General features: G+C 56.1%; 16 protein-coding genes. 1 reads left to right on the top strand and 15 read right to left on the bottom strand.

Translation table 11 applies throughout. The annotated features are described in order from the left end of the window. Positions 1–337 precede the first annotated feature (337 nt). The 6 genes from murA to nuoL form a co-directional block, all read right to left on the bottom strand. On the bottom strand, positions 338–1666 hold the full coding sequence (murA, locus tag OCY70_RS29720) for a UDP-N-acetylglucosamine 1-carboxyvinyltransferase (protein WP_213427522.1): 1329 nt from the start codon (positions 1664–1666) through the stop codon (positions 338–340). Positions 1667–1963: 297 nt separating this feature from the next. Further along, positions 1964–2224: a DUF1146 family protein gene (locus OCY70_RS29715; RefSeq protein ID WP_213427488.1), complete on the bottom strand. Its 261-nt coding sequence runs from the start codon at positions 2222–2224 to the stop codon at positions 1964–1966. A 41-nt stretch (positions 2225–2265) separates the two neighbouring features. Further along, positions 2266–5130, bottom strand: a complete 2865-nt coding sequence (locus tag OCY70_RS29710) for a S8 family serine peptidase (RefSeq protein WP_213427487.1) — start codon at positions 5128–5130, stop codon at positions 2266–2268. Positions 5131–6167: 1037 nt separating this feature from the next. After that, on the bottom strand, positions 6168–7712 hold the full coding sequence (locus tag OCY70_RS29705) for an NADH-quinone oxidoreductase subunit N (RefSeq protein WP_213427486.1): 1545 nt from the start codon (positions 7710–7712) through the stop codon (positions 6168–6170). Between the two features lie 4 nt (positions 7713–7716). Then, the gene (locus OCY70_RS29700) at positions 7717–9330 is read right to left on the bottom strand and encodes a complex I subunit 4 family protein (RefSeq protein ID WP_213427485.1); all 1614 of its coding nucleotides are present in this window, start codon (positions 9328–9330) and stop codon (positions 7717–7719) included. Then, on the bottom strand, positions 9331–11226 hold the full coding sequence (gene nuoL, locus OCY70_RS29695) for an NADH-quinone oxidoreductase subunit L (RefSeq protein ID WP_213427484.1): 1896 nt from the start codon (positions 11224–11226) through the stop codon (positions 9331–9333). It abuts the gene before it with no gap. A gap of 408 nt (positions 11227–11634) precedes the next feature. Here nuoL and OCY70_RS29690 point away from each other — a divergent pair, with 408 nt between their 5' ends. Further along, complete coding sequence (locus tag OCY70_RS29690) at positions 11635–12879, top strand: IS110 family transposase (RefSeq protein WP_261944499.1); 1245 nt, start codon at positions 11635–11637, stop codon at positions 12877–12879. A 175-nt stretch (positions 12880–13054) separates the two neighbouring features. On the opposite strand, the gene nuoK is transcribed toward OCY70_RS29690, so the two are convergent. From nuoK to OCY70_RS29645, 9 genes are read right to left on the bottom strand one after another with little or no spacing between them, the layout of a single operon-like run. Further along, a complete protein-coding gene (nuoK, locus tag OCY70_RS29685) occupies positions 13055–13366 on the bottom strand; it encodes an NADH-quinone oxidoreductase subunit NuoK (protein ID WP_006680140.1) in 312 nt (103 codons plus the stop codon). Further along, positions 13367–13888, bottom strand: coding sequence for an NADH-quinone oxidoreductase subunit J (locus OCY70_RS29680; protein WP_213429391.1), 522 nt, complete (start codon positions 13886–13888; stop codon positions 13367–13369). Next, a complete protein-coding gene (nuoI, locus tag OCY70_RS29675; RefSeq protein ID WP_213429392.1) occupies positions 13881–14333 on the bottom strand; it encodes an NADH-quinone oxidoreductase subunit NuoI in 453 nt (150 codons plus the stop codon). Before nuoI ends, OCY70_RS29680 begins: the two co-directional genes overlap by 8 nt. A 16-nt stretch (positions 14334–14349) precedes the next feature. Next, entirely contained in the window at positions 14350–15360 is a 1011-nt protein-coding gene (gene nuoH, locus OCY70_RS29670) for an NADH-quinone oxidoreductase subunit NuoH (RefSeq protein WP_213429393.1), read from the bottom strand. Beyond that, positions 15360–16460 carry an NADH-quinone oxidoreductase subunit D gene (locus OCY70_RS29665; protein WP_213429394.1) on the bottom strand — a complete coding sequence of 367 codons (1101 nt, stop codon included), beginning with the start codon at positions 16458–16460 and terminating at the stop codon, positions 15360–15362. Before OCY70_RS29665 ends, nuoH begins: the two co-directional genes overlap by 1 nt. Before the next feature lie 6 nt (positions 16461–16466). Then, positions 16467–16994 (bottom strand): NADH-quinone oxidoreductase subunit C, encoded by a 528-nt coding sequence (locus OCY70_RS29660; protein ID WP_283776775.1) that lies wholly within the window; start codon positions 16992–16994, stop codon positions 16467–16469. Further along, the gene (locus OCY70_RS29655; protein WP_249725379.1) at positions 16924–17676 is read right to left on the bottom strand and encodes a hypothetical protein; all 753 of its coding nucleotides are present in this window, start codon (positions 17674–17676) and stop codon (positions 16924–16926) included. Before OCY70_RS29655 ends, OCY70_RS29660 begins: the two co-directional genes overlap by 71 nt. Further along, positions 17673–18191: a NuoB/complex I 20 kDa subunit family protein gene (locus tag OCY70_RS29650; RefSeq protein WP_006284236.1), complete on the bottom strand. Its 519-nt coding sequence runs from the start codon at positions 18189–18191 to the stop codon at positions 17673–17675. The genes OCY70_RS29655 and OCY70_RS29650 overlap by 4 nt, the downstream gene beginning before the upstream one ends. After that, complete coding sequence (locus OCY70_RS29645; RefSeq protein WP_168182356.1) at positions 18176–18550, bottom strand: NADH-quinone oxidoreductase subunit A; 375 nt, start codon at positions 18548–18550, stop codon at positions 18176–18178. Before OCY70_RS29645 ends, OCY70_RS29650 begins: the two co-directional genes overlap by 16 nt. Positions 18551–18910 lie beyond the last annotated feature (360 nt).

Genomic DNA, 18910 nt, shown 5'->3' with positions numbered 1-18910 from the left:
ACGCTACCATCCGCTATCAGATGAAATTCCTGCAAATGTACATCCTTTTCGCCGATTTGTGCTTTCAATCCATTGACGTGGCTGAAATTCATGCCGTTCTGCAGGAATTACGGTACCAGAGTAAACGTCACCTGGAAAAACTGCATTTTCGCGGTTTTATCGGCAAGTCGAGCTGTAGAAAAAAGGGAGCTGTCTCACCATAGCTAAAAACCTACGGATGGGACAGCCCCCTCTTGCTTCATAAAAACTGGATCCGCCGCATCCGGATCTTCGAACGGACGAATCCAGACCGTATCCATTTATTCAAACCGTCACCGCCAAGAGAGCGAAGCGAAATCTACGCCCAGGTCGGCTGCGCGCTGAACAACGGAATATCCTGTTCTTCCTTCGCTTCCTGCGCCTGCTCGTCGATCGAGACGCGATAGATATCGGCTCCGAGCGAGGACAGCTTCTCCGTGATATTGACATAGCCGCGGTCGATATGTTGAACACCGCTCACCTCGGTCGTTCCTTCCGCCACCAGTCCGGCACAGATTAAGGCCGCGCCTGCGCGCAGGTCCGTCGCGCACACCTTCGCCCCGACAAGCTTGGCGCCTCCCGTGACGACGGCGGTGCGTCCATCAACCTTAATATTGGCCGACATCAGATTGAACTCATCGACATGCATAAAGCGGTTCTCAAATACCGTCTCCGTGACGACGGAGGTGCCTTCCGCCACGAGCAGAAGCGCCATCATCTGCGATTGCATATCCGTAGGGAAGCCCGGATAAGGCAGCGTCTTCACGTCTACGGCCTTGAGCGGCCGATCGGCCCGAACCCGGATTCCATTCTCGTCCGGTTCGATCTGTACGCCCATCTCTTCCATCTTCGCAATGACTGGACCGAGATGGTCCGCAATGGCTCCCTCAACGTAGACATCCCCGCCGGTCATCGCCGCGGCCACCATATAGGTGCCGGCCTCGATTCGATCCGGGATGACCGTATGCTCGGCCCCGTGCAACTGCTCTACACCTTCGATGCGAATGACTCCGGTGCCCGCGCCCCGCACTTTGGCGCCCATCTTGTTCAAATAGTTGGCCAGATCGACGATTTCCGGCTCGCGGGCCGCATTTTCAATCGTCGTCGTGCCTTCGGCTAGCGTTGCCGCCATCATTATATTTTCAGTCGCGCCGACACTCGCCACGTCCAAATAGATCTTGGCGCCCTTCAGCCGGCCGTTCACTTTCGCTTCAATATAGCCCTGACCCAATCCAATCTGCGCACCCATCGCTTCGAAGCCCTTCAGATGCTGATCGATAGGCCGCGTTCCAATCGCACAGCCACCAGGCAAGGAGATCCGTGCCTGACCCGGGCGGGCCAGCAATGGGCCCATCACGAGGAACGATGCCCGCATTTTGCGCACCAGCTCATACGGAGCTTCATACGAGTGAAGATGCTCTGCGTTTACGCGAATGGTTTCATTGGAATATGTAAGGTTGGCTCCCAGCTTCTCCAACACATGGTGTATCGTCTTGACATCGTCGAGTGGAGGCGCGTCACATATTACACTTACGCCATGCTCTCCCAATAACGAAGCAGCGATGATCGGCAGCACCGAATTCTTTGCACCGCTTACGCGGACGGTTCCCGTCAATCGTTTGCCTCCGCGGACGATAAATTTGCTCATCATGTTTCCCTCCGCGCCTTTTTTCGCCCCATCCTCACATCACTGTACAAGATGGTAGGTCTCTCTCTTGCCCAACCCTCATCATACCACCGCCTAACGAGGGCGACAAGCGATATTTTTCGACATACCCTTCCACAATTTACTTGGGGCTACTCCCATTGTTGACATCTTTATTCGATGTTATTCGACAAGCACCGAAACCGCCGGCCGTCCCCCCGTACTCTGCCAATCGGCAGGGCGGCGGCGACGGCTGCCGGCCTGCGGTGAATGTTTTTCATTTCCTCTTAACCACAATCGCTACGCTCCAAACAAATAACGCACGGACTGTGTCCAGCCCCAATAATCGATGAAGAACCCGGCCACTGCGCGCCCGACGATAATCGCCAGGAGCAAGTGCAGCATTTTGCCCTGCGGGCTCTGCGGATGGCAGATGAACAGATCGAGCTTGACATGCTGCAGCGACCACCAGGCAACGCCGATGCACAGCAGCGTGACGAGCATGTTCACCACTCCGCCCCAACCTACGGCTGCCGATAGGTTCGACCATGAATTGTCCATAACCCACCCTCCTTCTATAGAGGTTGTTCAAAACGTCCTGCTTACCGCAGCCCGGCGAGCATCGACACGAATTCCGCCCGGGTCGCCTGCCGATCCGGGGCGAAGAGATCCTCGTCCATCCCCTGGATGAGGCCCTCCTCCTTCATAGCGGACAGCATCGGGGCGGCCCAATGGTTCACGGGCACGTCTCGGAACGGAGCCTCCGACGGGCGCTCCGGCTGAATACCGAGCGCCTTTCCCATCATGACGGCCATCTCCGCCCGCTTGACCGGCAGAGCCGGACCGAAGCGACGGTTGCCGATGCCGCCGGTGATACCCGCCTTCGCGACCCGGGAGACATCGGCGTAAGCCCAATGCTTCGCCGGAACGTCCGTGAAGGTTGGAGCTCCCTGAATGCTTCCGCCCAGCTCGAAGGCTTTGGTCAATACGGTTGCCGCTTCGGCCCGGGTAATCTGCCGGTTCGGCCGGAACAGCGCCTCATCATAGCCCTTGATCCACTTGGATCGGACGGCCTTCACAATGGCCTCCTGAGCCCAGTGGCCGCCGATATCGCGGAAGCCTTCAACCAACGGCTCGGTGTTGAAGGACAACCGGTAATATTTCGTATCGAACTTCTTGTCCGTCGTCAGGCGGACATAATACGTTCCCGGCTCCAGCGCAGCGCCCGCCGCTATCTGCTCGAGCTTGGCGCCGCTCTGCGCGCCGGCGAGCTTCTTCTGCTCCTTCGTCATCACCGTCATGCCGACGTTCCGGTCCGACGGGAGATTCTTCAAGGTCACCGTGCCATAGACCGGATTCCTGACCGTGAATTGGAACCAGTCCACATCGCTGTCTTTGTCGAACACGCCGACATATTCGGCGCCTTCGCTCATCGTGACCGCTTCATACATCTTGTCGTTCGGTTCATTCGGATCGGTGTATTGCGTAATATATTCGACATGCAGCTTATACTCGCCCGCGACCGGTTCCGGATTCGCCGTGACGACATTCTGCACTTGAATGTAATATTTCCCCGCGGGAAGATCGGTCAGCACGGCCGATTCAGACCGCCCCTCCTTCTCTTCGTCGATCCATTGCGTGCGAATATGCGAGCCGCGCACCTCCAGCGCCGGATCGATCCGCACCGTATCCACGCTGACCTTGAGGCGCAGCGTGCCTTTGCGCGGCAGTTGAATCATATACCAGTCGACATCGCCCGTATGTCCGAACGTGCCGACAATATCCTGCGTCCGCGCCGGAATCGTGTAGGCCTGGTACTGCAGGTCATTGGATTCGAACGGATCCTCGTAGATGAAAAACCGGGACGACAGCTTATAGGACAGCGTCTCCTTCCCCTCATATCCTTGATGCTGGAGACGGATCATATTCAGGCCCTGCTTCACCGGAATCAGGGTCTTCTTGCCGCCTGCGTCGCTGTACGTCTTGCCTGTGCTCTGCTTCCCAACATAATGTGCCGCCTGAACGGTTCCCTTCCCTTGGATCCGTTCCAGCGAGAGCTGGAGGGTGCCTTCGTAAGGGGCATCGACCGCGAACCATTGGGTCCGCTTATTCGGGGCGAATACGCCGCTAAGCGATGTGTCGATAGGGAACACGCGCGCGGTGCCACGAGTCGTATTCGTGCCGAATGCTTGCTCATCGTAAGAAATCCGAAGCGCCTCGTCGACGCGCAGCAGCCCGTACCCGCTCTCCCGATCCCAGCCTAGCGATTTGATATTCTGCGCGGTGCGGCGGAGATGCTCCCGAATCTGGTGTGGCTTCAGCCCGGGATATTTGCTCCACAGCAGGGCGGCCGCCCCGGCCGCTTGCGGCGCAGACATCGAGGTTCCTTCTTCCGCCTTGTAGCCGCCGCCGAGCGCTGTCGTATAGACATGCCACGGAGCAACCAGATCGACCTCCGGCCCCGTGTTCGAACGCGGCTCTACCAGCAGATCGGGCGTGCTTCCCCCGACAGCCAGCACAGTCGGATAAGCTGCCGGATATTTGACCTCGACCTTTTCCTGGTAGCGCATGCCGTCATTGCCCGTGGCCGCGACGAGCAGCACGCCCTTTTTCTCGGCGTAATTTACGATATCTTCCATATATTTCGAATAACGATACAGTCCTACTGACATGACAACAATTTTGGCTCCGTGATCGACCGCGTACAATATGCCTGCGCCCAACTTGTCTTCGTCCCCGTAGCCTTGCGCATCCAATGCCTTGATGGGCATAATCTTCGCGTTCCACAGCACCCCCGCGGTGCCCTTGCCGTTATTGCCGACGGAGGCCAGCACGCCCGCCACGCTGGTGCCGTGGCCGTTATCGTCCTGAGGCAGACCCGCTTCCAGCAGGTTCGTGCCTTTGACGAGGTTCGGCTTCAGATCAGGGTGGTTCAGATCCACTCCGGTATCCACCAGCGCGATCGTAAGGTTCGAGTTGCCCTTGACCTGCGCCCAGGCCTTATCCGCACCGATCTGCCGCAAATAGCTCTGCTGGGAATAAAGCGGATCATTGGGCTTGACGCTCGCGTTCAGCGTCCGGACAGACTGATTCGGTTGAACATATTCAACATGATCCGACTCTCTCAGCGTCTCCAGCCATTCCCCGGCGGCGTCCGCCTGCTGCGGCTTGACGATCGAGATATTCACCGCCTGCTGCTCGCTTACGATTTCGCTGTTCGCCAGCAGCCGTTCATCGTGATGTCCATTTTTCCATTTTAGAATCCAGGTGCCGGCTGCCTCTTCCTTCGCGGCGCTTTCCCGCCGCATCTCGCTTAAGGAGAGAAGATTGCCGTCCTTCCCCGCCCAGTCGACCGGCCGCAGATGACGAATCTCAGTCTGCAGCGGAGTCAAGGAGTTCACCAGGACAAGCAAGGCTAGGGCTGCAACCAACATCGATCCGACGGCTGTTCGCCATCGTGTCTTCATAGCTTTCATCCCATTCCAATCATTCAGGTTATGCACGGGCATCGCGCATCATTCAGAGGATGATTAAACCAGACCGTCACCCTGCTGTCAATCGGTAAACCTTGCTTGTTGACAGGACATTCCTGTCCGTCATGCCATTCGCCATGGAGCCCATTGCTATTGTAAGGGATGCCGAATGACTGCACAAGGCGTCGTAAGATATATAAGATTCGTCACATAGAAGGGACAATCCTTTATTTAGAGCCAATATAGTTCCCTGGACCTATTATCGACAAATTCCCGCATCAACGGGCTCGCAAAGCCCGCCTCTTCACCATTGTTTTTGGGTGGAAAACTCCCCCCCCGTTCCCCGCCTCCCGGATAAAAATAAAAAAACTTCGCCTGTACGGCAATTTCATGCGTGGACTAACTTGCTTCATGCCGGATCAGCCTGCTTCGTTGCACGGACCCACTAGCCCTTACTTAACCTGTTCTGCCTTCCCCGGCCCCCCTACCTAAAATAAGAAAGCCCAAGGGATTTTTCGAAACTTCATTAGGACTTGTCTCTCAATAGAAAGAAATGGATTTAAAACGCTCGGAGTGTCAAGTTTTGCTTAGGAAATTGGACAATCCCCACCCCTTCGTAAAAAAAGGGGGGCCCGCGGCCTGAAGACTGCACGATTTCTTCAGACACGTCGATTCGGTAAGCAAAATCCTGCCTAAATACAGCAATTCGATAGGCACGACTTCAGCAAAAAGGGAATCCTGCAAAACAGCAGCAATTTCACCCGTTTCGCTCCGGCTTGGAGCACAAGGGCCTAAAATGATGTAGATTTGCAGCATTTCCTCGGGATGCGGACTCATTGAAACGAAATTCCTGTAAAATAGCAGCAATTCCCTCCACACGTTCAAGCCCGAGGAGGAACCGATGCCCTCAGAACGCGACGATACCCTCAGAAGGCGATGATGCTCCAAAAAAAAATTCTATAATACCCAAAACACCCAAAAAAGCCCCTGAACCTGGTGCCCAGGTTCAGGAGCCCTAATGACTCATTTTTTTATCTCACCAGCAAATCGGCCCCGATGGAGAATACCCGGCTCAGCGCATGGATGACCGGATTCGGGAATGCCCCAAGCCCGACAATCGCGAGCACGCAGACCACGATGACGAGACCTTGCGTCCATGGTATGCGCACTGCCTCCTCATTATCCCCGCGCATATACATCTGGCGAATAAAGCCGAAGTAGAAGTAGAAGGAGACAACGCTCGTGACCATCATGACGATGGCGATCCAGAGCGTGCGCGATGCAATCGCTCCGAGAATAATGAACAGCTTCCCGAAGAAGCCCGCGGTAACCGGAATGCCGGCCAGCGACAAGACCATCACCGTCATCGCGACGGCCAGCCATGGCGAACGATAGTAAAGGCCCGCATAGCCGCTTAGTTGATCGTGGCCGGAGGACCGTTCGACAACCATATGAACGGCAAAACCCCCGAAGGTCATGAACAGATAAGCGATAAGATAATAAATGAATTCCGCGAAGTTCGACGCGTGCAGATGCTGGCCGAACAAATTCAGACTGATCGGAACCAGCAGGTAGCCCGCGTTCGCGATTCCGGACAAGGCAAGCAGCCGCTTCACGTTGGCCTGGCGAAGCGCCATCGTCGTACCGACAATCATGGACAAGGCTGCGATGGACAGCAAGATCGTCGACAGGTCTGAATAGATGGCCATATCCCGGCCCAGACCGAGATACATGCTATAGAATATGCGGAACACGACAGCCAGCGTTGCCCCCTTGGACACGACGCCCAGAAAGGCGGATATCGGCGTCGGCGCCCCCTGATACACATCCGGGGCCCAGGCGTGGAACGGAGCCGCCGCGATTTTGAAGCCGAAGCCGACAATCATCAGGATGAAGCTGACATAAATGAGCGGCTCGAACCCGGCGGTGCGATCAGCCAAGGCATGGGCGATTCCATTGAAGGCCGTGCTTCCGCTGATTCCGTACAGAAAGGACATTCCATATAAAATAAAGGCCGAAGCGACGCTTCCGAGCACCGTATACTTGAACGCGCTCTCCGTTGATTTGCTGTCGTTCTTTTTCATCGCCACTAAAATATACGATGTGATGCTGAGCAGCTCCAAGCCGACATAAAGAGTCAGCAGGTCGCCGGAGGAAGCCATCATCATGCCTCCGATGGCGGCCGGAAGCAGCAAATAGTAATACTCTCCCCGATTCGGCAGCTCTTCCTTGCGCAGATTGCCGAGACTCATCATGATGACGAAGCCGACGCCAATCAGAATGATGGCCTTCACGATCAGGGCGAAGCCGTCGATGCGATAGCTGTGTTCGAGCAGTTGCACCGCCTGCGCAGTCTCGGCCGTCAGCTTCGCCCGCTGATAAAGCTTAAGCAGGACGAACCCAAGCGACACGGCAACGGCCAGCAGCGAGAGCACGCCCATGACGTCGCGATGGATGCGGCGGGGAAGAGCCAGGTCAATGAGCGAGATGACAATGGCCGCAATGACTAGCGTAAGCTCAGGCGCCAGCAGTGCGAGATCGGCCAAATGCAGCAATTGAACATGTGGCGTATCCATGAGCCTACCCCCTCACCTTGAATAGTTCGATCATTTGCCCAACGCTATTGTCTATCGGGGCGGTCACGAAGGACGGGAACAGACCGATAAGGACAATGCATGCGGTCAGCACCATTATCGGAATCGCCTCCGCCAGCCGCGCATCCTTCAGCCCCTCGAAGCGGGCATCCATCGGCCCGTACGAGATGGCCAGCACCCCGCGGAGCACGTAGACGGCGCTGAAGATGAGCCCGAGCGCTCCGAGTATCGCGGCCCAGGATGCGGTGCCGTACAGCCCGAGCAGCGTCAGCAGCTCCGCGACGAAGCCGGACAGCCCCGGCAGGCCGAGCGATGCCAGACCGGCCAGGAGCAGAATTCCGCACAAGAACGGCATGCTCTTCGCCAGTCCGCCCAGTTCGCCGATGCGCGTCGTGCCCGTTCGCTTGCCAAGACTGCCGACGAGCAGGAAGAACAAGGCCGAGATGAAGCCGTGCGACACCATCTGAACGACTGCGCCCTGTATGCCGAGCTCATTCATGGCCGCGACGCCGAGCAGCACGAAGCCCATATGGCTGATGCTGGAATAGGCCAGCAGCAGGCGCAGCTCCCGCTGCCGAAAAGCCAAGATCGCGCCGTACAGCACATTGATTACGCCGAGCACGGCCAGCACGGTCGCCCAGGAGGCGGTCTCTCGCGGAAGCAGCGCCGCTCCGAATTGGACGAGCCCGTAAGCCCCCATTTTCAACAAAATACCCGAGTGAAGCATGACGACCGGAGCCGGAGCTTCGGCATGCACCTTCAGCATCCACGTATGGAACGGGAAGAACGGCAGCTTGATGCCGAAGGCGATCAGCAGCAGCACGAACACCGTCGTCCTCATTCCCTCGGTGAGATAAAAGACGCTGTAGTCCGGCTGATTGACGTAAGCTGAGGCGCTTCCCAGATTGTCCATAATGACATTCAGATTGCTGGTGTAGATATAGTGGCCGCCATCCGGGAAGTCGGGATGGGTCGTGAAGCCCGCGGTTACCGTCAGCATGACGAAGGCCACGAGCAGCAAGGCCGAGCCGAGCCCGTTATAGACGAGGAAGCGGTTCGCCGCCTTCTCCCGGCGCATCAATCCCCATATGCCGATCAGGAAAAACGTCGGCACCAGCGTCCATTCGAAGAACATGAAGAACAGGAGCAGATCCCGCGCCAGGAAAACGCCAATCATCCCGACCTCCAGCAGAAGGAAAAGGATGTAATACGTTTTCCATCTTTTTTTGATGCCCAGTGAAGCGATCGCCGCCATCGAGGCCACAATCGTCGTCATGACGACGAGCGGCAGCGACAACCCGTCAATGGCCAAATGATAGTCGATGTTGAACGACCAGGATTGAATGCCGCTGGCGATCTCCAGATTCAGCGGAAGGGAGATCCAGGCGTATTGCTCGGTTAAAGACGCTCCTTTATCGACCAGATCATAGATGCCGTACACCGTGAGCGCCAAGATGAGCGGCAGGATGGTCGCCGCGATGCCGATGAATCGAATCGCGCGCGCGCAGCCCTTCGGCACGAACAGCAAAATCAGCACGCCCAACAGCGGAGAGAAGGTCAGCAGTGTCAATAAGGGCAGCGATGTAAGCCCGTTTACCATTTACCAGAACCTCCTTCCGAGCGCCAGGATGAACACGATCAGCGCAGCGAATCCGAACAGCGACATCAGCCCGTACGTCTGAAGCTGGCCGTTCTGCAGCCGGGTCCCCGTCTTGCCGATGCCTATCGCCGTTCCCGATACAAGCCGGACGATCCCGGCGACAATCCATTTGTCGAACGCCTGCAGCACGCGGCCGAGGCCGGCAAGCGAGCGGACAAAGACGATCTGGTACAGCTCGTCGATATAGTACTTGTTCGCCACAAGCCGATAGAACGGATTCGCCGATTCCTGCGCACCGCCGCGGCGGCTTCCGCGCGGCCCGTACCATACATAGCCCAGCCCGATCCCGAGCACGCCCGCCAGCACCGAAATGATCATGGCAGCCGCATGGACGGAGGAGCCCGGCTCATCCCCGTCCAGCCACGTGCCGAACGCGCCGCTGAATGGAGTATGAACGAACCCGGCGGCAGCGGCCAGCACGGCCAGCACGACGAGCGGGAATGTCATGGAAGCCGGAGCTTCGCGGACGCTCTCCGCATCCGAATCCGCGGCAGGGGAACCGGTGAAGACCAGGAAGAACAATCTCGCCATATAGAAGGCGGTAATGAATACGGTGACCGCTCCAACGATGAAGAGCGGCATATTTTGTTCCCAGGCGGCCGCCAGAATGGCGTCCTTGGACCAGAAGCCGGACAGCGGCGGAATGCCGGACAGCGCCAAGGCGCCGATGGCGAAGGTCCAGGCCGTCACCTTCATCCGGTTCCCCAATCCGCCCATGCGGAAGATGTCCTGTGTATGTATGGCGTGAATGACACTGCCTGCCCCGAGGAACAACAGCGCCTTGAAGAAGGCATGGGTGAACAGATGAAATATCCCGGCCGTAACCGCCCCGAGTCCGAGCGCCATCATCATATAGCCAAGCTGGCTGACGGTGGAATAGGCCAAGATTCGCTTCATATCCCGCTGCGCCGCGGCAATCGATGCCGCGAAGATCGCGGTGAAGCCGCCTACCCCCGCGACGATCATCATCGCCGTCGGCGAGACGGTGAAAATATCAAAGGTCCGGGCGACCAAATATACGCCGGCCGCAACCATCGTCGCCGCATGAATCAGCGCGGAGATGGGCGTCGGCCCCTCCATCGCGTCCGGAAGCCAAGTATGCAGCGGGAACTGGCCGGACTTGCCGGCGCCTCCCAGGAAAATCAGCGCGGCAATCCAGGTGCCCAAGCCGGCGGAGATGCCATGCTGCGCCATGGAATCGGCATTGGCGAAGACGTTGCCGATCATCGTAAAATCAAGCGCATGGTTCGGCATATGCCAGAACAGAATGAGAATCGCGAGCAGCAGCCCGACATCGCCGATGCGGGTGACGATGAAGGCTTTTTTGGCGGCGGCGCGCGCCGCGGGCCGCTCATACCAGAAGCCGATCAGCAGGAAGGAACAGACCCCGACCAGTTCCCAGAATATATAAAGCTGAATGAGGTTCGGCGACAGGACAAGTCCCAGCATCGCGCCCGTGAACAGAGCAATGTATGCGTAGAACACCGTCTGCCGCTCGTCGCCCTCCATATAAGCTTTGGAGTACACATTGACCAGCGTGCTAACCAGCGTGACAATGACGAGCATCAGCACATTCAGATTCGTAACGTCAAATCCGAACTCTAGGCGGATGTCGCCAATGCGGAACCATTCGAAGCTGCGGGTGTAGTCGTCAGGCGCTCCTGTCATCCGCTCCCACAGGATGAGGATGGACAGTACGCATGCGGCGAACGAGCTGAAGACGCCGAGCATGACGGCAGCACCTTTCATCTGGCGGCCGAATGCCGTCAGCACGAGGAACGCGAGCAGCGGAATGACCGGGATAATCCATGCATATTGCGACAAGACGGATTCCATTGTCGTATCCTCCTCGTATAGTATTTCCTGAAGGCAGTTTTGAGTCTTTTTCCAGTCCTTTATAGGAACATAGAATGCCTTCAAAATTTCCAGCTTGCACATTGAAAATTAATATGGGGACTGGACTTTCCGGAATGTCTCTGGACAATGGAACTTAGGGTTCCATTCGGGGAAATTCGTCTCCCTCCTGTAGTCCAATCTACTTTTTAAGTCTGTTTCTCCGGTACTCGCTTGCACTTCTTACCCGCTGGCTGTTCCCTTCGGCAACTCATGCCCGACTGTAGCAGCGTCGGGGCAGCTCATGAACCGAAGCGTGTTCTCATATGCGAGGGTGATTGATCGGCGAGTGCGCCGGAGACAGTCCGGAGAGTCCGTTCCCTGAATCCCTTATAGAAAGGAGGAATTCTCTTGAAGCTTTTTGTCGGTATTGACGTCAGTTCCGAAGAACTGGAAGCCTGTTTGATGAAATCGGATGGCGACACCCTGGAGACCTTCAAGACCACCAACAATCTGCACGGCGCCTCTTACTTGCGGGATCGCATCATTTCTGCTGCGGTCAAGACAGCCTGCTCTGAGGTTCATATCGGGCTTGAAGCCACATCCGTCTACAGCTGGCATCCAGCCATGTACTTGCATGAAGATGAGGCCCTTCAACAATTGAATGCCAAGGTGTTCACCATTAATCCGAAGCTGATTAACAAATTCAAAGACGCTTATGCCGACCTGGACAAAACCGATCGCATCGATGCCTGGATCATTGCAGACCGCCTGCGTTTTGGCAGACTCACGACGACTATCGTGATGCAGGAACAGTACATCGCCTTGCAGCGGCTCACTCGCATGCGATTCCATCTCGTACACAACCTTACCCGCGAGAAGCAATACTTTTTGCAAAATCTGTTCTACAAGTGCAATGCTTTTCGCGCGGAGGTGGACAGTTCCGTGTTCGGCCATGCCATCATGGAAATGCTCTCGGAAAAGTATAGTCTGGATGAGATGGCGAATATGGATGTCGCCCGTTTGGCTGACTATCTCAAGGACAAGGGGAGAAATCGTTTCCCCGATCCCGAACACGTCGCCCGCTGTATTCAAAAGGCGGCTCGGGCCTCGTACCGTCTCTCGAAGGTTGTCGAGGATTCCATTGATTTGGTGCTGGGCACCTCAATTCAGTCGATCCGGAGCATCCAGAGTCAGCTTAAAGAGCTCGACAAGGCGATTGAGCGCATTTTAGACGGCATTTCCAGCAGCCAGTGCCTCCGTTCCATTCCGGGCATTGATCGGGTCTATGCCGCAGGCATCCTGGCCGAGATCGGCGACATCGACCGCTTCACGGATCAAGCCGCCTTGGCCAAGTATGCGGGTCTGACGTGGCGCAAGCACCAATCCGGCTCCTTCGAGGCGGAAGATACAAAGCGCATTCGTTCCGGCAACCGATTCCTTCGCTACTACCTTGTTGAAGCTGCCAACTCGGTAAAAAACCGCGACCCGGAATTCGGGGAGTACTACCGGAAGAAATTCAATGAAGTCCCTAAGCATCAACACAAACGTGCCCTCGTCTTAACGGCAAGAAAACTTGTGCGTCTGGTCGATGTGCTGCTACGCAACGACCAACTCTATACGCCCAGAAGGAAGGTGAAGCCGACAGAGCAATAATGCCTTGGCTCATGAATTTTCTTCTCTAATTCCCAGTTAAATTATGGTATTTTACTTAATTTTCGACTGGGTCTAGTTTGGTGATGCCTTTTTTGGGATTGATCCTGCTGCACGCCAAGGAAATTTTCCAATTCTCATCAATCAGGGACTTGACATCATACCGCTGGACTTACGGTTATCTCTTCAATTCGTTATATTCGTCCACGTTAGCCGTGCCGCGGTTCCGATACAACGCGATTAGAATGGCGACGCCCACCGCCGCTTCCGCCGCGGCGACCGCAATCGTGAAGAGCGAGAAGATCTGTCCCTTCAGATTCGGCACGACCCCATACTTGGAAAAGGCAATCAAGTTCAAATTGGCCGCATTCAGCATCAGCTCGATGGACAGCAGCACGATGACGGCATTGCGCTTCGTCAGCACCCCGTAGAGTCCAATGCAGAACAGGATGGCTGCCAGCGTAAGGTAGGAAGCCAGCATGCTACCCATTTAATCCGCCTCCTTCTTCGCGAGCACGATGGCCCCGATGAATGCGACGGTCAACAGCACCGACAGCAGCTCGAACGGGATGACATGCTCCGTAAATATCTGCTTCCCGAGCTGGAGCGTATTGTCCTGGGCCAGCCCGGCCGGCTCAGGCGCTGGAAAATCAGTGCCGCGTATCGTAAAGAACAGCACCCCGAACAAGGCCAGACAGCCAAGGGCGGCCAACGTCTCCCTTAGCGGGCGCGATACCTCTTCGTCCTGCCGATCATGCCGGGTCATCATGATGCCGAAAATCATCAGAATCGAGATGGCTCCCGTGTAGACCAGCACCTGGACGAAGGCGACGAATTCGGCTTCCAGCATAACGAAAATGCCAGCCAGCCCGAGAAAAGCGAAGGCCAGCGACACGACCATATGAACGACCTTCGTAAAATTGAGCATCAATACCGATCCGGTGATGATGCAGATGGCAAGCACGAAGAAGGCTACCGTTTCTCCCGTCCACTCGATGGAGAAGTTAAACATTTTTTCTGGCGCCCCCTTTTGGCATGGCTGAATTGTTTTCCTGCCGAATATTCTGGTTGTTCTCGTTCAACCATTCCATGTTTTTGAACAGATCGTCGCGGCTGTACGCCGCCAGCTCGAAATTGTTCGTCATGACAATCGCTTCCGTCGGACATACCTCGGTGCACAGATCGCATAAAATGCAAATTTCAAAATTGATGTCGAACGTATCGATAACCTTGCCCTTCTTCTCCGGATCCGGGTTCGGCTTGCCGGTGAGCGTGATGCAATCGGTCGGGCAAATGCGCGCGCACATGTTGCAGACGATGCATTTGTCCGGTTCGAAATATTGAATGCCGCGGAACCGGTCAGGCATGACCAGAGGCTTATCGGGATACGGATAGGTGACTTTTTTGGAAGTCAGCGCCTTCATCGTGACGCCCAGCCCTTTGAATATTCCTTTCACGTATTTCCCCCCTAGCCTATTTGTTGAAAAATTCGATGTATAGCGCCGTCACAAACACATTCAGAAGCGCCAGCGGCAGCAGCACCTTCCAGCCGAAGCTCATCAATTGATCCACGCGAATGCGCGGCATCGACGCCCGCAGCCAGAAGACGAAGAAGACGCAGAACGAAAACTTGAGCGCGAACCATAAGATTCCCGGAATAAAATCAAGGAACGGAAACGGCGGATGCCAGCCGCCAAGGAACAGCACCGTCGTCAGCGCGGAGAGCGCGAAGACGTACACATATTCCGCCAGCATGAAAAAGGCAAACCGGAAGCCGCTGTACTCCACATGATAGCCGGCTACCAGCTCCGATTCCGCCTCCGGCAAATCGAAAGGGGTCCGGTTCAGCTCGGATATCCCCGCAATGATGAAGACGACGAAGCCGATAATTTGCGGGAACAGATTCCATTCCCAAAAATAATTGCCTTGCCCTTCTACAATGGTACGCAAACTGAGCGATCCATTCAATAGAATAATGCCGACGACGGAGATGACCAGCGGAATCTCATAGCTGATCATCTGCGCTGCAGAGCGCATTCCGCCCAAAAGTGAATATTTATTGTTCGAGGCCCAGCCTCCGATAATGATGCCGATGGTCGTAATGCTGGAGAGGGCGGCGTAGTAGAGCAAGCCCACATTCAGATCGGCGAAGCCAAGCCGTTCGCTGTACGGTATCGTGGCCAGAACGGCGAACGCGGGCACATAGGCGATGACTGGCGCGAGGATGAACAAGGCCCGGTCGGCTTTGCGCGGAATGGTGTCTTCCTTAATAAGCAGCTTGAATATGTCCGCGACCGTCTGCAGCAGCCCGAGCGGACCGACCCGGGACGGGCCATGGCGGTACTGCATCCAGCCGATCACTTTCCGTTCGAAATAGATCGCATACGTGACGAAGCCGAGAACGACAAGCAACATGACTATGGCCCAGCCCAGAAAGATGAAGGCATTCGTCCAGGTGAGCGATTGTGCGATGAGTTCTTGCACTAGCAATCCACCTCCCCGACGACGATATCGACCCCGCCCAGTATCGTGATAAGATTCGTCATCGTCTCTCCGACGAGCAGCTTCGGCAGGATTTGCAGGTTGACGAAGGAAGGACGCCGGAACTTCAAGCGATAAGGCTCCTGCTTGGCCCGGGATACGATATAGCAGCCGATCTCGCCGCGCGGCGATTCAATTCGCGCATAGATCTCTCCCTCCGGCGGACGGATGACGCGCGGCACCTTGCCCATCGTCTCGCCCTCGCTCGGGAATTGTTCCACCGCCTGCTCCAGAATGCGCAGACTCTGGTGAATCTCCTCCATCCGGAGGACGTAACGCGTGTAGCAATCGCCGTCCGTTCCCACCGGGACATCGAATTCGAAGCGGTTATACAGGCTGTACGGCTCATCCTTCCGCAGATCCCACTTCACGCCGGTGCAGCGAAGATTCGCTCCGCTCAATCCATAGGCGATGGCCGTCTCGGCATCATAGGTTCCGATCCCTTTGATCCGGGCCAAAAAGATCTCGTTGCCGCTTACCAGCTTGTCGTATTCCTTCAACCGCTTGCGCATGTATGGAAGGAAGTCGCGCACCTTGTCAATCCATCCCGGCGGAGCGTCCCACTTGACGCCGCCGACGCGCATATAATTGTACGTCAACCGCGCTCCGCACAGCTCGTTGAACAGATCGATGATAATTTCGCGATCGCGGAACGCATACAGGAACGGGCTCATCGCCCCGATGTCCAGCAGGTAGGTGCCCCACCAGACGAGATGACTGGCCACGCGCTGCAGCTCCATTACGATCAGGCGGAGAAATTCGGCTCGTTCGGGTATTTCGAGCTGCATCATTTTCTCGACGGCGTGAACAAGCACATAGTTATTCGTCATCGCGGACACATAGTCCATTCTATCAGTGTAAGGGATAATTTGCGTGTAGTTGAGGTTCTCGGCCAGCTTCTCCGTCCCCCGGTGCAGGTAACCCATCACGGGGGTGGCTTCCTTGATCACTTCGCCGTCAAGCTTCACGACAATGCGAAAAACGCCATGCGTGCTCGGATGCTGAGGACCGACGTTCAAGAGCAGTTCTTCTGTGCGAATCAAGGGGGATTACACCTCCGAATCCAACGGCTCATAGTCTTTGCGCAGCGGGTGGCCGACCCAATCGTCCGGCATCATGATGCGGCGCAAATCGGGATGCCCGGGAAAATCGATGCCCAGCAGATCATACACTTCCCGTTCACACCAATTCGCGGTGGGCCAGATCGGCGTGACCGAAGCAATAGACGGCTGTTCCCGATCCGTTTTGACGTGAACGGCCGCTTCGGCCTTCGTGGATAAATTGATCAAATAATACACAACCTCGAGATGCGTCTCGCGGTCTACGCCGGCCAGATTCCGCAAGTAATGGCAGGACCACTCCGGGTGATGCCGAAGCAGCCGCGCGCAGGCCAACCAATGCTCATTCTTCACGGTAATCGTCGGCAAATGCCCGTTCTCTTCGTTAATGACGGCCTCCTCCACCGCATCCGCGGCCACCTCCGCCTTCAGCAGGGCAACCAGCGCATCAAGTATAGGCTGCTTCGGGGAAGGCTCCTTCGGCTTCGGCGGCTCGTCGCTCGCCTTCGCCCGCGGCAAGCGTGCCGGCCGCTCGGGCTTGGCGCCGGCTGCGGCAGCCGCCGTCCGGGCAGGCCGTTCGCCTGCGGCTCCCGCGGCGCGCCGTTCCTCCGCCGCTTTCAGGCGGGCGGCCTTCTCCTCCTCGCTGAGCGGCGCGCGCTTCGCCTTGTCCGCCGGCGCGGCCGGTTCTGCCGCGGCGGGTTCGCACACCGGCTTCGGCGCGTTCGCTCGCCTCCACGTCAGGCGGCGCACTCTCAGCGGACGGAGATGCCGCTTCCTTCGCGGGCTCCGTCTTCGGCTCTTCCGCAGCGCCTTCCGAAGCGGATACCGGCTCTTCTTGCGGCCTCGTTCCCTTGGCCGCTCGCTTCACCGGCTCCACCGCTGTCTCTCCTTCCCCCGATGCAGCCGCGGACGGTTCCGCTTGTCCTGCCTCCTTCCCTTCTTGTGCGGAAGAAGTTGCCTCAACTTTCACGGCCATCCCGGTCTTACCGGATTTTTCCGCCTTCTCTTCCTCTACTAACTTTTCCGCTTCGTCCTTCCGCTCTTTCTTTACCATCTTTTCACTTTGTTCAGCTTGCGCTTCTTTTACCGTCTTTTCGTTTTTTTCGGTTAGTTCTTCTTTCACAGCCTGTTCCGTTTTCTTTTCCTTCTCGGCTTTTTGCGGCGGCTGAACCGCCCCCCGATCCTTCTTCTTCTTGCTCACGCATCCGTCACCCGCTTTCCGGTCTTCGCTTCGTAGCGGATTTTCGCTTGCAGTTTGTTAATGCCGTAAATCAATGCCGCCGGATTCGGCGGGCAACCCGGTATGTAAATATCGACCGGCACAATCTGATCGACGCCTTTAATAACCGAGTACGATTTGACGTAAGGTCCGCCGGCCGTCGCGCAGGAGCCCATGGCGATCACCCATTTCGGCTCAGGCATCTGATCGTACAGCCGTCTCAATAGCGGCCCCATTTTCTTCGTTACCGTTCCGGACACGATCATGACGTCCGACTGGCGGGGAGAGGTACGGAATATGACGCCGAAGCGGTCCAGATCATAGTGCGAGGCGCCGGTGCCCATCATCTCGATTGCGCAACAGGCGAGACCGAACGTCAGCGGCCATAGCGAGTTGCTGCGTGCCCACCCCTTCAGTTGCTCCAGCGTGCCGAAAAAGACATTGCGTTCCAGTTCCTGCCGTTCTTCCAACGTGATTGACTCTAAAGAGAATCCCATCGAAACACCTTCTTTTTCCAGGCGTAAATTAATCCAACCAATAACAATCCGACAAAAATCAGCATCTCAATCAGCGCGAACAGGCCAAGCTGCTTGTACGCAACCGCCCACGGGTACAAGAAAACGGTTTCCACATCGAAAATGACAAACATAAGCGCAAACAAATAATACCGGATGTTAAATCGAACTTGTCCCACACCAACCGGATCGTTACCGCTTTCATACGTTGTTTGTTTCATGTCTGTCGGCTTCTTCGGCCTGAGCAGCCGGCCCGCTGTCAGAGCGGCCACCGGCAGAAAAATACCGAGTCCGACAAAAATGGCCACGATGACGTAATTGTTGATGTACTCCAAAGACATCCCCTCCGTCGCAGCTTATCGTATTATAGACAATCCTGTATTCAATTGTTATAAAACCCGCCACAATTATAACAAAACCTGCCAACCCCGTCTATGCAATTCCTGGCATAATTTGTATTCCTTTTTGCAAAGCGGCCAATGGACATATCGTTATATTTTATTCATCGCGACGGGATAATAGAAGCATTTCAAAGAAGCTTTTGTGGCAATATAGACATATTCGTTCGAATGTAAATCCAGAGAGGTAAAGCCTATTATTACTATCAGCTTAGAGAGAATGGTGTAAGATTCATCGTTGAGGGACCGTTGTTGCGGGATGCATGCGTCGAATATCCGCACCTAACGGAAGCTGGGGCGGCT

The organism is Paenibacillus melissococcoides (genome assembly GCA_944800085.1).
GTDB classification, from domain to species: Bacteria; Bacillota; Bacilli; order Paenibacillales; family Paenibacillaceae; genus Paenibacillus_B; species Paenibacillus_B melissococcoides.
The sequence above is the reverse complement of the archived record's forward strand: the minus strand, read 5'-3'. Positions and strand labels throughout refer to the sequence as shown.

Excerpts from the sequence above, each read along its gene's own strand:
- murA (WP_213427522.1), bottom strand. The coding sequence starts at position 1,666 with ATGAGCAAATTTATCGTCCGCGGAGGCAAACGATTGACGGGAACCGTC.
- OCY70_RS29715 (WP_213427488.1), bottom strand. The coding sequence starts at position 2,224 with ATGGACAATTCATGGTCGAACCTATCGGCAGCCGTAGGTTGGGGCGGA.
- OCY70_RS29710 (WP_213427487.1), bottom strand. The coding sequence starts at position 5,130 with ATGAAGACACGATGGCGAACAGCCGTCGGATCGATGTTGGTTGCAGCC.
- OCY70_RS29705 (WP_213427486.1), bottom strand. The coding sequence starts at position 7,712 with ATGGATACGCCACATGTTCAATTGCTGCATTTGGCCGATCTCGCACTG.
- OCY70_RS29700 (WP_213427485.1), bottom strand. The coding sequence starts at position 9,330 with ATGGTAAACGGGCTTACATCGCTGCCCTTATTGACACTGCTGACCTTC.
- nuoL (WP_213427484.1), bottom strand. The coding sequence starts at position 11,226 with ATGGAATCCGTCTTGTCGCAATATGCATGGATTATCCCGGTCATTCCG.
- nuoK (WP_006680140.1), bottom strand. The coding sequence starts at position 13,366 with ATGGGTAGCATGCTGGCTTCCTACCTTACGCTGGCAGCCATCCTGTTC.
- OCY70_RS29680 (WP_213429391.1), bottom strand. The coding sequence starts at position 13,888 with ATGTTTAACTTCTCCATCGAGTGGACGGGAGAAACGGTAGCCTTCTTC.
- OCY70_RS29650 (WP_006284236.1), bottom strand. The coding sequence starts at position 18,191 with ATGGGATTCTCTTTAGAGTCAATCACGTTGGAAGAACGGCAGGAACTG.
- OCY70_RS29645 (WP_168182356.1), bottom strand. The coding sequence starts at position 18,550 with ATGTCTTTGGAGTACATCAACAATTACGTCATCGTGGCCATTTTTGTC.